This window comes from Kitasatospora sp. MAA19 (genome assembly GCF_029894125.1).
Lineage (GTDB): Bacteria > Actinomycetota > Actinomycetes > Streptomycetales > Streptomycetaceae > Kitasatospora.
Genome location: NZ_JARXYZ010000008.1, coordinates 257,589 through 274,426, shown reverse-complemented (window position 1 = coordinate 274,426; position 16,838 = coordinate 257,589). Strand labels below are relative to the sequence as shown.

Annotated in this window: 17 protein-coding genes; 10 read left to right on the top strand and 7 right to left on the bottom strand. The window is 74.4% G+C overall.

Annotated features, from left to right (window positions below):
• The first annotated feature begins 39 nt into the window (after positions 1–39).
• From P3T27_RS15955 to P3T27_RS15945, 3 genes are read left to right on the top strand one after another with little or no spacing between them, the layout of a single operon-like run.
• On the top strand, positions 40–423 hold the full coding sequence (locus tag P3T27_RS15955) for a PadR family transcriptional regulator (RefSeq protein ID WP_280678798.1): 384 nt from the start codon (positions 40–42) through the stop codon (positions 421–423).
• Positions 420–1,424, top strand: a complete 1,005-nt coding sequence (locus tag P3T27_RS15950; RefSeq protein ID WP_280678796.1) for a hypothetical protein — start codon at positions 420–422, stop codon at positions 1,422–1,424. The genes P3T27_RS15955 and P3T27_RS15950 overlap by 4 nt, the downstream gene beginning before the upstream one ends.
• 56 nt (positions 1,425–1,480) lie before the next feature.
• Positions 1,481–2,167, top strand: coding sequence for a copper homeostasis protein CutC (locus P3T27_RS15945; protein WP_280678794.1), 687 nt, complete (start codon positions 1,481–1,483; stop codon positions 2,165–2,167).
• A gap of 48 nt (positions 2,168–2,215) precedes the next feature.
• Here the strand turns inward: P3T27_RS15945 and P3T27_RS15940 are convergent, their stop codons facing one another.
• Positions 2,216–4,321 carry an AAA family ATPase gene (locus P3T27_RS15940; RefSeq protein WP_280678792.1) on the bottom strand — a complete coding sequence of 702 codons (2,106 nt, stop codon included), beginning with the start codon at positions 4,319–4,321 and terminating at the stop codon, positions 2,216–2,218.
• A gap of 290 nt (positions 4,322–4,611) precedes the next feature.
• Here P3T27_RS15940 and P3T27_RS15935 point away from each other — a divergent pair, with 290 nt between their 5' ends.
• Positions 4,612–4,824 (top strand): hypothetical protein, encoded by a 213-nt coding sequence (locus P3T27_RS15935; RefSeq protein ID WP_280678790.1) that lies wholly within the window; start codon positions 4,612–4,614, stop codon positions 4,822–4,824.
• A gap of 37 nt (positions 4,825–4,861) precedes the next feature.
• Here the strand turns inward: P3T27_RS15935 and P3T27_RS15930 are convergent, their stop codons facing one another.
• A complete protein-coding gene (locus P3T27_RS15930; protein ID WP_280678788.1) occupies positions 4,862–6,499 on the bottom strand; it encodes a DNA repair helicase XPB in 1,638 nt (545 codons plus the stop codon).
• Between the two features lie 158 nt (positions 6,500–6,657).
• On the opposite strand from P3T27_RS15930, the gene P3T27_RS15925 reads away from it, so the two are divergent.
• Positions 6,658–6,909, top strand: coding sequence for a hypothetical protein (locus tag P3T27_RS15925; protein ID WP_280678786.1), 252 nt, complete (start codon positions 6,658–6,660; stop codon positions 6,907–6,909).
• A gap of 20 nt (positions 6,910–6,929) precedes the next feature.
• Here the strand turns inward: P3T27_RS15925 and P3T27_RS15920 are convergent, their stop codons facing one another.
• A complete protein-coding gene (locus P3T27_RS15920) occupies positions 6,930–9,431 on the bottom strand; it encodes a helicase C-terminal domain-containing protein (protein WP_280678784.1) in 2,502 nt (833 codons plus the stop codon).
• A 660-nt stretch (positions 9,432–10,091) separates the two neighbouring features.
• Here P3T27_RS15920 and P3T27_RS15915 point away from each other — a divergent pair.
• Positions 10,092–10,736 carry a hypothetical protein gene (locus tag P3T27_RS15915; protein ID WP_280678782.1) on the top strand — a complete coding sequence of 215 codons (645 nt, stop codon included), beginning with the start codon at positions 10,092–10,094 and terminating at the stop codon, positions 10,734–10,736.
• Positions 10,737–10,783: 47 nt separating this feature from the next.
• Here P3T27_RS15915 and P3T27_RS15910 read toward each other — a convergent pair whose 3' ends face one another.
• Complete coding sequence (locus P3T27_RS15910) at positions 10,784–11,434, bottom strand: TetR/AcrR family transcriptional regulator (protein WP_280678780.1); 651 nt, start codon at positions 11,432–11,434, stop codon at positions 10,784–10,786.
• 104 nt (positions 11,435–11,538) lie between these two features.
• Here P3T27_RS15910 and P3T27_RS15905 point away from each other — a divergent pair, with 104 nt between their 5' ends.
• Complete coding sequence (locus P3T27_RS15905) at positions 11,539–12,207, top strand: hypothetical protein (RefSeq protein WP_280678778.1); 669 nt, start codon at positions 11,539–11,541, stop codon at positions 12,205–12,207.
• A gap of 265 nt (positions 12,208–12,472) precedes the next feature.
• Positions 12,473–12,964, top strand: a complete 492-nt coding sequence (locus P3T27_RS15900; RefSeq protein ID WP_280678776.1) for a hypothetical protein — start codon at positions 12,473–12,475, stop codon at positions 12,962–12,964.
• An 88-nt stretch (positions 12,965–13,052) separates the two neighbouring features.
• Here P3T27_RS15900 and P3T27_RS15895 read toward each other — a convergent pair whose 3' ends face one another.
• Positions 13,053–13,412, bottom strand: a complete 360-nt coding sequence (locus P3T27_RS15895) for a nuclear transport factor 2 family protein (protein WP_280678774.1) — start codon at positions 13,410–13,412, stop codon at positions 13,053–13,055.
• 71 nt (positions 13,413–13,483) lie between these two features.
• Between P3T27_RS15895 and P3T27_RS15890 the strand changes: the two genes are divergently transcribed.
• A complete protein-coding gene (locus P3T27_RS15890) occupies positions 13,484–14,362 on the top strand; it encodes a LysR family transcriptional regulator (protein WP_280678772.1) in 879 nt (292 codons plus the stop codon).
• A gap of 4 nt (positions 14,363–14,366) precedes the next feature.
• Here P3T27_RS15890 and P3T27_RS15885 read toward each other — a convergent pair whose 3' ends face one another.
• Positions 14,367–14,954 carry a TIGR03086 family metal-binding protein gene (locus P3T27_RS15885; RefSeq protein ID WP_280678770.1) on the bottom strand — a complete coding sequence of 196 codons (588 nt, stop codon included), beginning with the start codon at positions 14,952–14,954 and terminating at the stop codon, positions 14,367–14,369.
• A gap of 72 nt (positions 14,955–15,026) precedes the next feature.
• On the opposite strand from P3T27_RS15885, the gene P3T27_RS15880 reads away from it, so the two are divergent.
• On the top strand, positions 15,027–15,887 hold the full coding sequence (locus P3T27_RS15880) for a helix-turn-helix domain-containing protein (RefSeq protein ID WP_280678768.1): 861 nt from the start codon (positions 15,027–15,029) through the stop codon (positions 15,885–15,887).
• On the opposite strand, the gene P3T27_RS15875 is transcribed toward P3T27_RS15880, so the two are convergent.
• Positions 15,850–16,821, bottom strand: a complete 972-nt coding sequence (locus P3T27_RS15875; protein WP_280678766.1) for an iron-siderophore ABC transporter substrate-binding protein — start codon at positions 16,819–16,821, stop codon at positions 15,850–15,852. The genes P3T27_RS15880 and P3T27_RS15875 overlap by 38 nt on opposite strands.
• Positions 16,822–16,838 lie beyond the last annotated feature (17 nt).

Below are 16,838 nucleotides of genomic sequence, written 5' to 3'. Positions count from 1 at the left end.
CACTGGACCTATAGGTAGGTTGACGATATATGTAGTCGTATGACAGAACGCTCGATGCAGGAGCCGACGCTGCTGCTGCTCACCGCACTGGCGGACGCCCCCAGACACGGCTACGCCCTCATCCAGGAGATCGCCGCGATTTCCGACGGTCGCGTCAAGATGCGCACCGGCACCCTGTACGGCGCCCTCGACCGGCTGCTCCAGCAGGGGCTGATCGAGGTCGCCGCAGAGGAGGTCGTGGACGGGCGGGCGCGGCGCAGCTACGCGCTGACCGACGCCGGCCGGACCGCGCTGGCCACCGAGGCCGAGCGGCTGCGGGCCGTCGCCACCGAGGCCGAGCGCCGGCTCGCCAACGTCCGGTTGGCGATGCAGGCGAAGGCGGGGCCGAAGGGGCTGTTCACGAGGAGGGGGTTCTTCGCATGACCACGCCGACGATGGGGACGCCGGCCGCCGCGCTGCGGGCCGTGCTGCAGCTCTACCCGGAGTACTACCGCCGGGAGCGGGGCGAGGAGATGGCCGCGGTGTTCGCCGACACCACGGCGGAGGCGAACCGGTCGACCGTCGCCCGCGAGGTGTTCGACCTGGCCCTGTACGGGCTGCGGGTGCGGCTCGGGCTGACCGGCTCCTCGATGGGCGGGCGGGTGCTCGCGCTGGCCGCGCCGATGGCCGCCGGGGCGCTGGCCGGCGCGGGGCTGCTGCCGTGGGTCACCGATCCGGACCAGGCCGCCTGGCGGCTGACCTGGGACCACTCGTACAACACGTACGCCATGACCATCGCGCCGCCGGTGCTCGCGCTGCTGCTCGGGGTCGCCGCCCTGCTGGGGCGCTGGACGGCGGTGCGGGTCATCACGGGGATTCAGGCCCTCTTCGCGCTGGCCACCCTGGCGAAGGCCGCCGTGGTGCCGGGCTTCTTCGACGTCTGGTGGGTGGGGTACACCGGCATGACCACCCTGCCCGCCGTGGCCGCCGCGCTGTTGCTGTTCGCGGCGCCGACGGAGTTGCTGCCCAGGGCCGGTTGGCGGGCCGCGGGGCTGGTGCTGGCCTCGGTGGTCGGCGGCGGGGCGCTGGTGGCGCTCCTGCGCTGGGACGACTCCAGCTTCCCGCTGGACGTCCAGTGGTTCGTGGTGCTGCTGATCGCGCCGGTGCTGCTGACCTTCAGCGCGCTGCGCGGGCGGGTGGCGCCGGCGGCCGTGGGGGTCGCGATGCTGTCGCTGACGACCTTCGCCGGCCTGTTCAACGTCTGGCGCACGTCCGGCGGGATCTCGATGACGCTGCTGATGTCGGTGCCGGTGGTGCTGCTCCTGGTGGCGGCCGCGAAGGCCGTGCGCCGGATCGGGACCGGCGGCGGGGTCGGTGGGGGGACCGGCGGCGGAGTCGGCGGAGACGCCGAAGGGGGCTCTGGGAGCGGGCGCAGCCTGGCGTGACCGGAAGGCGACGCAGGGGCTCGCCGGGGCGGGTCGGATGTGGCAGGCTGTCTGATATGTCTAGACCAATTTTCGAAGTCATCGCGTTGACGCCCCAGGATGCCCGGGCCGCCGAGTCGGGCGGCGCCGACCGGCTCGAACTGGTCACCGACATGGCCTCGGACGGGCTCACCCCGTCCGTCGAGGATTTCGCCCGGATCAGGGCCGCCGTCGGCATCCCGCTGCGCGTCATGCTCCGGATCCGGGACGGCTTCGTCCCCGGCGACCTGGACGACCTGGCGGCCCGCGCCGCCGCGCTGCGGGCCGAGGGCGCCGAGGAGTTCGTCCTCGGCTTCCTCGGCGCCGACGGCGCGGTCGACCTGGCCGCCACCACCGCCGTCGCCGAGGCGGTGGCCGGCTGCCGCTGGACCTTCCACCGGGCGATCGACCACAGTGCCGACCGGGCCGCCCTGCGGACCGCCGTCGGCGCGCTGCCCGGGCTGGACACCTTCCTCACCTCGGGCACGGCCGCCGGGGTCGACGCCGGGCGCGAGGTGCTGCTGGCGGAGCTGGCCCGTGCGGGCGAGCCCGGGTACGGGCAGCGGATCCTGATCGGCGGTGGCCTGCGGGCCGAACACCTGAAGGGGCTGCGGGCCGAGGGCTTCGACGCCTTCCACGTCGGCGGCGCGGTGCGGGCCGACGGCTGGCGGACTCCGGTGGACGCGGCCAAGGTGGCCGAGTGGCGGGCGCTGATCGACGCCTGAGCGTGTCCCGGGAGGGGCCGGTCCCGGTCGCGGGGCCGGCCCCGCCGTCTACCGGCGCAGCTGCTCGGGCAGCGGTTCGCCGTGCAGCACCGTCAGGCCGGAGACGGCCCGGGTGAGCGCCACGTACAGCCGCCGCAGGCCGGTCCGCTCGTCCGGTTCGCCGGCGATCACCGCGGCCGGCTCGTCCAGCACCACGTAGTCGTACTCCAGGCCCTTGGCCAGCGAGGCCGGGACGAGCGTCAGCCGGGCCTCGGCGCTGGTCTCGGTGCCGGGGGACAGGTACGGCAGGCCGGCCGCGGTCAGCGCCTCGGCGAGCACCGGGATCCGGGCGTCGGCGGCGATCAGCCCGGTCGAGCCCTCGTGCTCCAGTGCCTCGTGGCAGGCCGCGAGGACGGCGGCCACCGACTCCCCGTCCGCGATGTGACGGATCGTCAGCGAGCCCGGGGCGTCGCGGACGGAGGTCGCCGGGGCCAGGCCCGGGGCGATCGCCGGGAGCAGCCGGGAGGCGTACGCGATGACCTCCTCCGGCACCCGGAAGCCCTTGGTCAGCTCCTCGACATGGGCGTCCGGCTTGCCCAGGTGGTGCAGCGCGTCCGGCCAACTCGCCGCCGCCCACGGGGTGGTGCCCTGGGCGAGGTCGCCGAGGACGGTCGCCGAGCCGGTGGTGCAGCGGCGGCCGACCGCGCGGTACTGCATCGGGGAGAGATCCTGCGCCTCGTCCAGCACCACGTGCCCGAGCGAGGGGGTGCGCTGCACCAGGTCCGTCACCTCGTCGACCAGGACGGCGTCGGCCTGCGTCCAGCGGGCCGTCTTCACCGAGCGCCCCGGCTTGGGCCAGAGCACCGCCTGCTGCTCCTGCGCGGTCAGCACGCCCTCCGCGCAGGCGGCCAGGAACTGCGGATCGGAGAGCAGTCGCAGCACCAGCTTGGCCGGATCGACCGCCGGCCAGCACTCCTTGACCACCGCCTTGACCGCGGCGTTGCGGGCCACCGCGTCCTGCACCCGGTCGTCCGGGGCCTCGCCGCCCTGCTCCATCTTCAGCAGCACGGCGTGCGCGATCCGCTGCGGCAGGGCGTCCCTGGCAGCGCCGTAGCGGATCTCGCGGCCCTTCAACTCCTCGATGATCTCCACGAGTTCGTACACCGGGACGCGCCAGCGGCGGGAGCCGCGGACCACCACGCAGGGCTCGGTGGGCAGCACGATGCCCGCCCGCACCGCCCGGCGCAGCACCTCGGCCATCCGCGCGTCGCCCTTCAGCCGGGCCGCCTGCGGGTCGTCCTCGCCGCGCACCTCGACGTGCCCGACCAGCTGCTGCACGGTGGCCTGGGCGACGTCCAACTCGCCCAGGGCCGGGAGCACCTGCTCGATGTAGGAGAGGAAGGCGTTGTTCGGCCCGATCACCAGCGTGCCGGTCCGGGCCAGCCGCTCGCGGTGCGCGTACAGCAGGTACGCGACGCGGTGCAGGCCCACGGCCGTCTTCCCGGTGCCGGGGGCGCCCTGGACGCAGATGGTGCCCGTCACGTCGGAGCGGACGATCTCGTCCTGCTCGGGCTGGATGGTGGCGACGATGTCGCGCATCGGGCCGACGCGGGGCTTCTCGATCTCGGCGGCGAGCAGGGCGGAGGCGGTGTCCGTCTCGGCCGGGTCGCTGAGGTGCTCGTCCTCGTAGGCGGTGAGCTCGCCGCCGGTGTAGCCGAAGCGGCGGCGGCGCTCGACGTCCAGCGGTTCGGTGCGGCTGGCCCGGTAGAACGGCTGGGAGACCGGCGCGCGCCAGTCGATCACCATCGGGTCGCCGTCGGCGTCGTGGACGTGCCGGCGGCCGATGTAGAAGCTCTCGCCCCCGCCCGCCCGTCGCCCGCCACCGCCCTTGCCCGGCGCGCTTCGCGCGGCACCTTCCCTTTCGCTCAGCTCCTCGCTGATCGCGTGCAGGTAGTCCAGGCGGCCGAAGAACAGCGGGGTGTGCGAGAGGTCGGCGAGGGCGGCGATCCGGGCCTCGATCTGGTTCTGGAGGACGGCGGCGGACACCCAGGTGCCGGTCACGTCGCGCAGGTCCAGCGACTGGACGTCCTCGCGCATCGCCCGCAGCGCGGACCTGGAGGCGGCCAGGTGGTCGCGTTCGCGCTGGAGGGGGTCGGTGGTGGGGGTGGCGGGCACAGCGAACCTTCCCGGCTGCCCCGGAACCGGGCGCAGCGGATCGATGGAGCTCACAGTGGGTACAGCCGACCGGTTGCCGTGCGGTCGGCGCCTCCCCCGGCTGCCTGCGCGACTTCAGCAGGTACCACGGTTCGGGAGGGGGCAGACCGACGATCTTAGACCCGCGTGCCTCAGGGTTCCAGCCCCGCAGGTCTCGGGGTTCTCCGTACACCGGGAGGACGACCTCCGGCTCGGCGGGTACGGCCTTTGGGGTGATGTGTCCGGCGTGTCCGGTGCCTACCGTTGGAGACATGAGCACCGTACACGCGGCGCCGCGAGTGCCGATCCAGAAGTCCGTCCTGACCGTCCCGTCCGTCCCGACCGCCCCCGCCGGCTCCACCGCCGTCACTGCGCCCGGTGGCCGCCGCCGGGGCCCCCTGGTCACCGCCGTCCGCAACCTCGGCATCGCCCTGGACACCGCCGCGCGCGTGGTCTTCCTCGGGCGCGACGGTGTCCGGTACTGAGCCTGCTCACCGGCCTGCCGGCCGATGGTGAGCCCGACTACAGCACGTCGTCCGCGTCGATGATGCGGTACGCGTAGCCCTGCTCCGCCAGGAAGCGCTGCCGGTGGGCGGCGAAGTCCTGGTCGACGGTGTCCCGGGCGACCACCGAGTAGAAGTGCGCCGAGTGGCCGTCCGCCTTGGGGCGCAGGACGCGGCCCAGGCGCTGGGCCTCCTCCTGGCGGGAGCCGAACGTCCCGGAGACCTGGATGGCCACGGTGGCCTCGGGCAGGTCGATCGAGAAGTTCGCGACCTTGGAGACCACCAGGACGCCGATCTCCTTGTTGCGGAACGCGTCGAACAGCTTCTCGCGCTGAGCGTTGCTGGTCTCGCCCTTGATCACGGGCGCGTCCAGTGCCTCGCCGAGCTCGTCCAGCTGGTCGATGTACTGGCCGATGATCAGCGTCTGGTCCTTCTCGTGCTTCTTCACCAGCGCCTCCACCACCCGCCGCTTGGTCGCCGTCGTGGCGCAGAAGCGGTAGCGCTCCTCGGGCTCGGCGGTGGCGTAGGACAGGCGCTCCGAGTCGGTCAGGGTGACCCGCACCTCGCAGCAGTCGGCGGGCGCGATGTAGCCCTGCGCCTCGATCTCCTTCCACGGCGCGTCGAAGCGCTTGGGCCCGATCAGGCTGAACACGTCGCCCTCGCGGCCGTCCTCGCGCACCAGCGTCGCGGTCAGGCCCAGGCGGCGGCGGGCCTGCAGGTCGGCGGTGAACTTGAACACCGGCGCCGGCAGCAGGTGCACCTCGTCGTAGACCACCAGGCCCCAGTTGCGGGCGTCGAACAGCTCCAGGTGCGCGTAGACGCCCTTCCGCTTGGTGGTCATCACCTGGTAGGTGGCGATGGTGACCGGGCGGATCTCCTTGCGCGTCCCGCTGTACTCGCCGATCTCGTCCTCGGTGAGCGAGGTGCGCTTGACCAGCTCGTGCTTCCACTGGCGGGCCGAGACGGTGTTGGTGACCAGGATCAGCGTCGTCGACTTGGCGTGCGCCATCGCGGCCGCGCCGACCAGCGTCTTGCCGGCGCCGCAGGGCAGCACCACGACGCCCGAGCCGCCGTGCCAGAAGCCCTCGACGGCCTGCGCCTGGTACGGGCGCAGCCGCCAGCCGTCCTCGTCCAGCTCGATCGGGTGCGCCTCGCCGTCCACGTACCCGGCGAAGTCCTCGGCCGGCCAGCCGAGCTTGAGCAGCACCTGCTTGATCTGGCCGCGCTCGGAGGGGTGCACCACCACCGTGTCCGGGTCGACCCGGGCGCCGACCAGCGGGACGATCTTCTTGGAGCGCAGCACCTCCTCCAGCACCGGCCGGTCGGTGGTGGTGAGCACCAGCCCGTGCGTCGGGTGCTTGAGCAACTGGAGCCGCCCGTACCGGCCCATGGTGTCGGCCACGTCCACCAGCAGCGCGTGCGGCACCGGGTAGCGCGAGTACGTCACCAGGGCGTCCACCACCTGCTCGGCGTCGTGCCCCGCCGCCCGCGCGTTCCACAGCCCGAGCGGCGTCACCCGGTACGTGTGCACGTGCTCGGGCGCGCGCTCCAACTCGGCGAACGGCGCGATGACGCGACGGCAGTCGGCGGCCTTGGGGTGATCGATCTCCAGAAGAAGAGTTTTGTCGCTCTGGACGATGAGCGGTCCGTCGTTCACGCGGGGAAGCCCTCCACTGGCTGACTTGCTGGATTGACGCAGACCCTCCAGTGTCGCGCATTCCGCGGCGAACGTGAGCGGGCTCCGGTCATTCGTACGGTGGGTGGGCGGGCCGTGGTGGTGGGTGACCGTGGTGCGGGTCGCTCGTTGAGCCGGGCATGAAGAAGTCGAAGCGCGTTCTCACCGCTCTCGCCCTGATGGGTACGGCCTTCGCGGCCACCGCCTCGTCCGCCGGTTCCGCGCACGCCCTCGCGGGGATCGGGGAGGGGCCCGGCGGGCTGCTCGCGGCGCCCGGATTCCTGATCGCCGACCAGGTCGGTGGCGGCTCGCTGCCGGTCGGGCAGGGGGAGATCGGCAGCCTGGCGGACAAGGCGGTCAAGGAGAAGATGAAGGAGTCGCAGGGGCACTGAGCCCGGTCCTGCCGCCGGGGTTACTCGTCGAGCTCCGCGACGCCGGTGATGCGGTGCAGGGCGAAGGTGCGGAGCTCGTCGGCGTGGTGGTCGAAGGCGGTGACGAAGCCGCCTTCGACCTTGACCGGGTCGATGATGCGCTGGCTGGCGATGCCCTCGGCGTTGAGGTAGCCGATCCACATGCGTTCGCCGAGCAGGACGGCGGTCTGCAGGGCCGCGAGGGTCTCGGCGGCGGCGGTGCGGGGCAGTTGGCGCGGGTCGGGGGCGGGGTCGCGGCGGCTGGCGGTGGCGGCGCGGTCGCCGGCCCGGATGGCCTTGATGGCGGCGGCGAGCAGGGTGTCGTCGGGGGTGGGCGGGCCGTCCGGGACGGGCGTGGGCGCCGTGCGGGGCGGGGTGCGGTGGCTGTCCGGGCGGGTGATCAGGACGTCGCCCTCGGCGGACTCGGCGGCCGGGGCGTAGCCCATGGTGCGCAGGGCGGCGAGCAGGACGTCCGGGGCGGCCTGGGCGGCGAGGACGGTGGGGGCGAGCAGCCGCAGTCGCAGGTCGGCGGAGCGGCGGTCGGCGAGGACCTCGTTCAGCAGGGCCGGGTCGTCGCAGCGCAGGTAGGAGGACGCGGCGCCGACCCGCAGGATGCCGTGCCGGCGGGCGACGTCGTCGATCAGGTAGGCGAGCGGCTGCGGGACGGGCGTACGGGAGTGCTGCTCCAGGAAGGTCCGCAGGTCGGCGGCGGTGCGTCCGGCGTCGAGGGCGCGGCGGACGGACACCGGGGTGAAGCGGTAGACGGTGGCGCCGCCCTTGGACTCGATGTCGGCGCACAGGGCGAGGGCCTGGGCGAGCGGGGTGAGCAGCGGGCCGGGGGCGATCGCGGTGAGGTCCGGCTGCAGGATCACGTGGTCGAGCGGCTGCGGCAGCAGCGGGGCGAGCACCTCGGCCGGGTCGGACTCGGCGGTGAGCAGGGCGCGGGCGGGGGCGGCGAGGGCGCCGCGGCCGGTGACGCCGAGGAGTTCGGCCTCGGCGAGGGTCCAGGTGGTGAGGTCGTCGCGCAGCTCGTGGCCGTCCGGGCCGGTCGGCCCGCCGCGCAGCGGGCGCTGCCAGCGCAGGGTGGGCAGGAGTTCGGCGGCGGTGGCCGGGGTGCCGGGCGGGAGTTCGGCGAGCAGTGCGAGGGTGGCGCGGCGGACGGACGGGGCCAGGGTGCGGTCGAGTTCGGGGCCGAGGGCGGCGCGCGGCTTGCCCTTGCCGTCCGGGGTGCCGGTGAGGGCGGGGACGCGGGTGGCGGCGAGCCAGGCGCGGGCGAGGGCGGACCAGCGCTCGGCGGTGTCCTGCTGGAGCCAGGTGTCGTAGGCCGGGGTCGGGGCCCAGCGTTCGTCGGCCTCGCCGTCGGGGGCCAGTAGCCCGGCGGCGTAGGCGAGTTCGAGCCAGAAGGCGGCCTGCTGCTCGGTGGTCTCCAGGGCCTGGGCGGTGCGCTTGAGGTCGCGGACGCCGAGGCCGCCGGCGCGCAGGGTGAGCGGCGGGGTGAGGCCCCAGAGGTCGAGGAGTTCCTCGACGGTCTTGACGGCGGTGTGGGCCTGGCCGGCCGCCGCGCCGTCCACAGCCTGTGGATCGCGCGGGGCGGCGGCCGGGGCGGGCTCGGGCTGGACGGGTTCGACGGTGCGGTGGGTGCGGCCGCCGCGCAGGTGCAGGGCGAGTTCGCGGGGCAGGACGACGCTGCCCGGCCCGCTGGGCAGCAGCAGGCCGCGGGCGAGCAGCCACTCGACCGGGCTCTGCGCGTCCTCGGCGGTGACCGGGCGGGTGGCGTCCGGGACGGTGCCGGTGGGCGGGCCCCAGACCAGCCGCTCCAGCAGCCGCAGCGCGGCCTCGGGGGCGGTGTCGAGCAGCGCCGTGCAGCGGGCGCGGTCGTTCAGCAGGGCGGTGAGCGCGGCGACGGCGGTGACCGGGTCCGGCGTGGCGGGCTGCCCGGCGGAGGTGAGCAGCTGCTGCAGCCGGGCCGGGGACATACCGATGGTCGCGTCGGCGAGGGTCGGGCCGAGACCGGTGCGGCCGGGGTTCGCGGCCGTCGGGGCGAGCGCCTCGCGGACGGCGAGGACCAGCCGCAGGCCGTTGTCCGGGCCCCAGACCAGCGCCCGGTCACGCAGGGTGGCGATCGCCCGGGGGAGGGCGGCGGCGACGGCGGAGCGGTCGGCGGGCGTCAGCGGGGTCGCGCCGGGGTGCGGCTTGACCTTGGCCGGACCGGTCAGCAGGGTGCGGACGGTGGCGAGGCCGGTGCCGTCCGGGGCGGTGGCCAGGGCCTCGGCGACCTGGAGGGTGAAGCGGTCCAGGCGCTCCAGGGCGCGCAGCGCCGAGGCGCGGGAGGAGAGCCGGGCGGACAGCTGGGTGAGGTCACCGGGGACGGGGTTGAGCAGGTCGGGGCGGGAACGGAGCAGGGCGGCGAGCGCGTCGTCGGGGCGCGCGCGCAGCTCCTCGGCGAGGGTGCGGGGGCCGGCGGCGGACCTGCCCTGGCGTTGAGGGCCCTGCTGTGTGGTCATTCGACCTAGGTTAGTCGGGTGTGCGGACGGTGGGGTGTCCGTCCGGCGGCGTGCGGTGGTGTGCTCGGAGGGCCCGTCTTCGAAACCCCCGCCTGCGCGCCGACGCTCTCCCAGCCTTCGGCCGGGAGGTGCCCCCACCGCATCGCGTCCCTTCTCCGCCTTGCGATGGACGCACCCCGACGCCGCCACGCCCGCCCTCCGGGCGACAACGGGGGTTTGACGACGGGCCCTGGACTCGCGTGGGCGGGGGCGGGGTGGGTAGCGTCACGGCCGAGGGTGGTTCGGTGGGCCGGGGTTCGGGCGCGAGGCGGGGTGTCGGTGATGACGGACGGCGAGTGGTGGCGCAAGAGCGGGCCGTGGAGCGACCGTTCGGGGGGTGGGTCGGGTTCGTCGGGCGGGTCCGCCGGGCGGTCTGGCGCGTCCGGTGACGGCGGCGGCTCCGGTGCTTCCGCTCCTTCTGGTGCCTCCGACGCGGACAGCGTGTACGACTCGGCCCCGCCGGCCGGGGGGACTCCCTCCGTACCGCTGGACCCGCCCCGGCCGACGCGCGCCCCTACGGCCGGCGCTCCGCCCGTAGCGCTGGACAAGCCGCCCGTCGGCGGGCCCGTCGGTGGCCCGATCGACGGGGTCGAGGACGATCGCCCGCTTCCGCCGCCGCAGGTGTACAGCTCGGGTGCGAACGGCTGGGACCTGGTGCTGCTCAACTTCTCCGACTCGCCGCAGGCCCCACCGAAGCAGATCCCCGAGCAGCGCGCCGGGGACGGGGCGGCGGCCGGGGCGGAGGGCGCGAAGGCCGCCGGGCCGGCGGGGGCGGCGCCCCCGGGGAAGGGCAGAAAGCAGCGCAAGGCCAAGGCGAAGGCGGCCGCCGCCGGGAAGGCCAAGGCGCAGCCGTCCGCCCCGGCCGCCCAGGCCGGTGCGGGCGCGGGCGCGGGTGCAGGCGCCGGAGCCCGCAGGCCGTCCCTGCTGGTCCTGCTCTCCTGCGCCCTGCTGGTCGGCGGCGCCGCGATGAGCTTCTTCCCGGCCATGCTGATCGGCTGGGGCCTCGGCTACCTTTCCCGCCAACTCTCCGACCTGATGCGCAAGTTCGCTATCCTCGGGGTTCCGCTGATCACGATGAGCGCGGCCACCCTGCACGCCATGCAGGCCAAGCCGGGCGCCCAGGGCGGCGCCGGCCTGCAGGCCGGCTCACAGCTGACCCAGATCAGCTGGTCGGCGGCCCCGGGCGTGCTGCGTCTGTCGGCGGTGCTGTCGGCCGTGGTCCTGCTGCTGCTGAGCCTGCGCCGCCAGCCGCCGCCGCAGGGCTGAGGCCCGGGCGGCGGCCGGCCGGCGGCAGGCAGCGGCCGGCGGACGGCCTACTGCCCCGCGCTCGGCTCACCGCCCGGGATGAGGGCGGCGAAGCCGGTGCAGAGCAGGCGGATGCTCTGCGCGTACTTCTCGTCCTGGCCGAGTCGGGGGATCAACCCGCCCATGATCAGCGGGAACTGGGCGCACAGCTCGGCGTAGAGCTCGGCGGAGACCGCCGGTGTCGGCGGCTGGTTCTGTTCCTGGAGCACGAAGCCGGTGGCGTGGCTGAGCAGGGTGTCGGCGGCGGTGCCGCAGTGGGCGGCGGGCAGGCCGGCGTCGAGGAGGGTGCGCAGGAGGCGTTCCATCAGGGAGAGCCCGCCGGGGCTGAGCACTCCGGGGCTCTCGGCGAGCAGCAGGGCTCCGCCGGGGTGCTGGCGGATGCTGTGGCGCAGGGTGGCGGCCTGGACGTCGATCCGGTCCTGCCAGGTGGCGGTGGGGGGGAGGGCGGCGAGGGCTTCGGTGCCGGCGTCGTAGGCCTGGCGGCAGACCCGGTCGGCCATCAGCGTGAGCAACTCGTCCTTGCCGCGTACGTGGTAGTAGAGGCTGCCGGCGTGGGCGTCGAGGCGGTCGGCGACCTGGCGCATGGACAGGTTGTGGTACCCGACCTGGGCGAACACGGCCATGCCCGCGTCCACGATGCGCTCCTTGGTGAGCTTCATGGCCACCACCGTACAACGTTTTCCAACACCGTTCGAAAACTGTGCTAGCTTTGCCTCGCCGGTCTTTCGAACGGTGTTGGAATACTTAGATGGGGGAAGGCAGCATGGGGGCGATCCTGTTCAACGTGACCACGGCCGCGCTGATGGTCATGATGGTCAACTGCGGGCTCGGCGTGGTCGGCCGGGACACCCTGCGCGGGCGGCCGATCCCGTGGGCGGCCGTCGCGCTGACCGCGATCGCCGTCGGCGGCGTCCTGCTCCAGCTGCTCTGGTCCGGCGCGATGGACGCGCTCGACGCCGACCCCGCCAAGTCCGGCTGGTGGCGCGAGTTCACCTCGGTGTTCATGCAGAACGGCGGCCTCGGCGGCGGCCTGTGGAACCTCGCCACCCTCGCGGCCGTCGCCGCGCTCGCCCAGTGGTACTGGGGCGGCCCGCTCACCCTCGGCTTCTTCCTCGCCGGCATCCTGCTGCCGGGCCGGATCGACAGCCTGCTCGGCTTCGGCGACGGCCCCAGCACCGACCCCCGCAACTTCGCCGGCAGCTCCGGCGCCACCTACTTCCTCGGCGCCACCCTGGCCATCGCCTTCCTCACCCGCACCCGCCTCCCCAAGGAGCTCGCCCTGGCGATCGGCGTCCCGGTGCTGGGCCTGGCCATGTGGCTCGCCCAGGACAACGGCCACGGCCTGGTGGCGGTGTACGGCTTCGCCCTCGGTGCGGTGGCCTGGGCGGCCCGCCGCCGGCTGACCCGTCCGGCGGCCGAGCGGACGGCCTGACGGCCTGACGGCTCGACGGCCTGACACCGCTCGCCGCAGGTGCCCCGGCCCTGGACGCGGCCACGACCTGGACGACCAGGCGGTGGCGGCGCCCGGGGCCGTTTCGCATGAGACGGCGGCATCGCCCGACGCCCGAGGCCTGACGTCCAATGTCCGGCGCCCGATGTCCGGCGCCTGGCGCCCGTACGCGACAAACCCTCGGCGCCACATTGTCGTTGGCGCGGTGTGTACTGGTGCCCGACCCGCCCGCGACCCGGAGGTGCCGATGGCCCGCCTGTACGTCCGTCCCGGCCTCGACCCCGACGAGCCGGACACGCCCGTGGCCGTCCTGCTGGTCGACCCGGACGGCTCCCCCGGGGAGCGCGCCATGGAGCGGCTCGGCGCGTACTGCTACGAGGGCGACGGGGTGTTCTACCTGGTGCAGACCGACGGTTGGGCCGAGCGCGCACGCGAGGGCGGCCGGCTGGCGGTCGACATCGCGGTCTACCCGGCCGCGCTGAAGGCGGTGGACGTCGACCCGGCCGACTTCCCACTCCGCTCGACCGTCGACCCACGGGCCGTCCTGGTCCTGCACGCCGAGACGACGGTCGACCCGGAGTCGGACGTCCAACTCTCCGAGGGCACGGCCGTCTTCACCTGCGCACGGCCCGGTACCACGCTCGACGACGTTCTCACCTCGGCGGAGGACTGGCCAATCGTCCTCGCGCCGCCGCCCGAGGAGCTCCAGGAGGACGACCCGCCCGACGAGGACGCCTGACCGCACAAGCCGAAGAGGGCAGCCAAGAGGGCCGTCGCCGCCCCCGGCGGTCACGGCCCTCCTGCCCCCTGCGCATGCCTGAGCCCGCTCAGCGGCCGAACCCCGCCAGCAGCCCGCGCGGGTCGAAGGTCACCCGGATCCGAGCGATCTTCCCGTTCTCCACGTGCATCCAGTTCGCCGTCGGCGCCGGCGGCGCGATGCTGGTGCACAGGTCGAACCAGGTGATCACGTCGTCGCCCTCGGCGACCCGGACCTTCACCTCGATCCTTTCCAGCACCTGCCCGAGCCCCTTCAGCCCGGCCAGTGCCTCCTCCACCCCCGAAGCCGTACCCATGGCCCCGACGAAGTCGACGTCCTCGGCCAGCAGCCCCCGCATGGTCTCGAAGTCGCCCGCCTCCCAAGCCTTGAAGTACGTCTCGGCAATCTCACGCGCGGTGTTCGTCGTCATGCCTCCATCCTCCCGGCGACCTCGTTCATCCGTCCAACAGATGGATCCGATGCCAACTATCATCCTGAGTTATGGAGATGCACCAGCTGCGCTACTTCGCCGCCGTCGTCGACGAGGGCTCCTTCACCGCTGCCGCAGCCCGGCTGCACGTCAGCCAGTCCGGCATCAGCACCCAGGTCGCCAAGCTCGAACGGGAGTTGGGCCAGCAGCTCCTCGACCGCTCCGGCCGCCGCGTCCACCTCACCCCCGCCGGCGAGGCCGTCCTGCCGCTCGCCAAGGATGCCCTCGCCACCCTCGAAGCCATCCAGCACACCGCCGCCGAGTTCGCCGACGCCGTCCGTGGCCGTGTCCGGCTCGGCATGATCATGGGCTGCTCGATCCCGCCCTTCCTCGACGTCGTCGCCGACCTCGGCCGCACCCACCCCGGCATCGAACTGAGCCTGCACGAGGGCGATTCCGACCTCCTCCAGGCGCAGATCGTCTCCGGTTCCCTCGACCTGGCCCTGATCGGCTTCACCGGCGAGCCCGGCCCCGGCCTGGACGTCACGCTCGTCGTCGACGAGCCGATCGCCGCCGTCGTCCCCGCCGGACACCCCCTCGACCGGCCGTCCCTCCGGCTCGCCGACCTCCGCTCGTCGAAGATCCTCTGCCTCTCCCCGGGCACCGGCATCCGCGCCGCCTACGACCGCTCCTGCCTCCAGCTCGGCCTCGACCCGCGCGTGGACATCGACGCCAGCTCCCCGGCCACCCTCCTCCGCCTCGCCGAACGCGGCGCGGGCGTCGCCGTCCTCAGCCCGTCCTCCGCCGCCGGGGAGGGCCTGCGGGCCGTCCCGATCAGCGACGCGCCCGCCCGCGCCCGCCTCGGCCTGGTCGCCCGCCCCGACCAGCACTCGCCCGCCGTACGCCTGCTCCGCTCCCGCCTGCGGACGTCCCTGCTCGGCCCCCGCTGACCGCTCAGCCGCCCCAGCGCGGATCGCGCCCCGAGGCGGCCAGTGCACGGTCCAGCGCCGGCGCGCTGTCCGGTACCGTCACCGCCTCGGCGAAGCCCCCGTACTGGCGGTACAGCTCGGCGTTCTCCTCGACGATCGCCAGCACCAGCAGGGCGAGCTCCTCGTCGACGTCGATCCGCCCGCCGACCGCCCGGGCGACGTCCCAGCCGTGCAGCACGAGCTCCGCGATCAGCATCCGGGCGATGCCCGCCGCCGGGACCGGGGAGCCGCCGAGGTCGACGTCCCCCTCCCAGGCGGCCGGGTCGGCCCAGGCCGCGACCGCCCGGTCCAGCTGCGCCGCGTAGTCGGCGGCCCAGCCGGGGCCGGCGGCGAAGTCGTGGTCGACCAGTTCCTCGGGCAGTTCGGTGCGGCGGGCCCGGTGCTCCAGGCCGTGCGAGGTGTAGAGCACCCAGTGGTTGACCAGCGCGCGGGTGTCGAACTCCGGGCAGGGCGTCGGACCGTCCAGCGGCCGGTCCGCCGGAACGGCGTCGGCGACGCGGGCGGCGGCCGTCGTGGCGCGGATCAGGAAGGGCAGCATCGGGTGATCGTTCATGCCCCGATCCTGCGCCGGGCGCCGTCACCCGGTCTTGAACAAACGCGACGGCCCGCACCCTAACCTGGCCGTATGGACTCTCCCGACCTCGGCCGCGGCGTGCTCCACCCCGCCCGCGCGGCGGAGGCCATCACCGTGGACCGGCTCGAACCCGCGCCCGCCGTGGCGCGCTTCGTCGAGTTCTACTGGCTGGTCCGCTGGGACCGGCGCGGCCTCCCCCCGCACGAGCAGAAGGTGCTCGCCCACCCGAACGTCCACCTGGTCTTCGAGGCCCCGCAGGCCCGCGTCCACGGGGTCGACCGCTCGCTCTTCGTCCGCCGCCTGGAGGGTGCGGGGTTCGCGCTGGGCGTGAAGTTCCGGCCGGGCGCGTTCCGCCCCTTCGCCGGGCACCCGGTGGCCGCGATCGCCGACCGGTCGGTGCCCGCCGCCGAGTACTTCGGCCCCGGGGCGGACCGGCTCAACGACCAGCTGCACCGCTCACCCGAGGACCCCGCCGCCCGCGTGGACGCCTTCCTGCTGCCCCGGCTGCCCGCGCCCGATCCGCTCGCGGAGGAGGTCGCCGCCATGGTGGAGCGCATCACCGGCACCCCCGACCTGTGCCGGGTCGACGACCTGGCCCGGGAGCTGGGCCTGACCGTCCGCCGGCTCCAGCGACTGTTCGCCGAGTACGTCGGCGCCTCCCCGAAGTGGGTGCTGCGCCGTGCCCGGCTCCACGAGGCCGCCGAACGCGCCGACACCGGAGGCGCGTTGGACCTGGCCGCGCTCGCCGCCGAACTCGGCTACGCGGACCAGGCGCACCTCACCCGCGACTTCACGGCCGCCGTCGGCACCTCCCCGGCCCGCTACGCCGGCGCCGCGCGCCGGGGCACGCCCGCGGTCACGCCCCCAGGAGGGATCAAGCCCCCAGGAAGCGCTGCAGTTCGTCCAGCATGAAGTTGGCGCCCGTGTACCCGATCCCCTGGAACCACAGCTGGTCGTCCACCGGGAACGCCCGGTGCGCCCGGACCGCCCCCAGTGCCTGCCAGCCCGGGCTCGCCAGCGCCGCGTCGGTGCCGGCCCGGCCGGGGTCGCCGTAGGTGGCGTACAGCAGCAGGTCGCCGTCCGCCTTCGCGATCTGGTCCAGCGGGATCTCGACGTCGGACTGGTCGACGTTCTGCGCGTCCGGCCGCCCCACCTGGGCGTCCGACAGCACGATCCCGGGGAAGCTCTGCTTGCCGAACATCCGGATCCCGCCGCCTTCCACGAACCGCACCAGGCTGACCTTCCGGCCCGACAGCTTCGCCGCCGACAGCGCCTGCGCCACCTGGTTGGCGTGCTTCTGGTACGCGCCGAGGAAGGCCACCCCCGCGTCCACCCGGCTCAGGGCCTGGGCGTGCAGCTGGACGTTCGCCTTCCACGGCGCCCCGCTGGTCTGGGTGAGCACGGTCGGCGCGATCTCCCGCAGCTGGTCGTAGCGGTCGCCGTCGCGCGTCTGGTTGGAGAGGATCAGATCCGGCCGCAGCGCCCGGACCGAGGCCAGGTCCGGTGCGCCGGCCTGGCCGACCCGGCGGATCCCGATCACCCGGGAGGCCGGCCAGTACTCCGGGAACCGGGTGTCGAGGGCCGGGAGCGCGGCGCCGATCGGGGTGATGCCGAGGGTCAGCGCCGAGTCCAGCACGTCCGTGTCCAGGACGATCACCCGCAGCGGCGCGCCCGGCACCAGCACCGGCCCGGCGGCCGTGTTCACCGTGACCGGCGGCGCCGGGGTGGGTGAGGCGGAGGCGCCCAGGCCGTCCGCGGTCGACGGCTCCGGCCTGCGCGTCGTACAGGCCGTGAGCGCGGCCCCACCGAGACCGGCGAGGAACGAACGGCGGGCGATCCGGTGCATCGGCGGTCCTCAGGCGA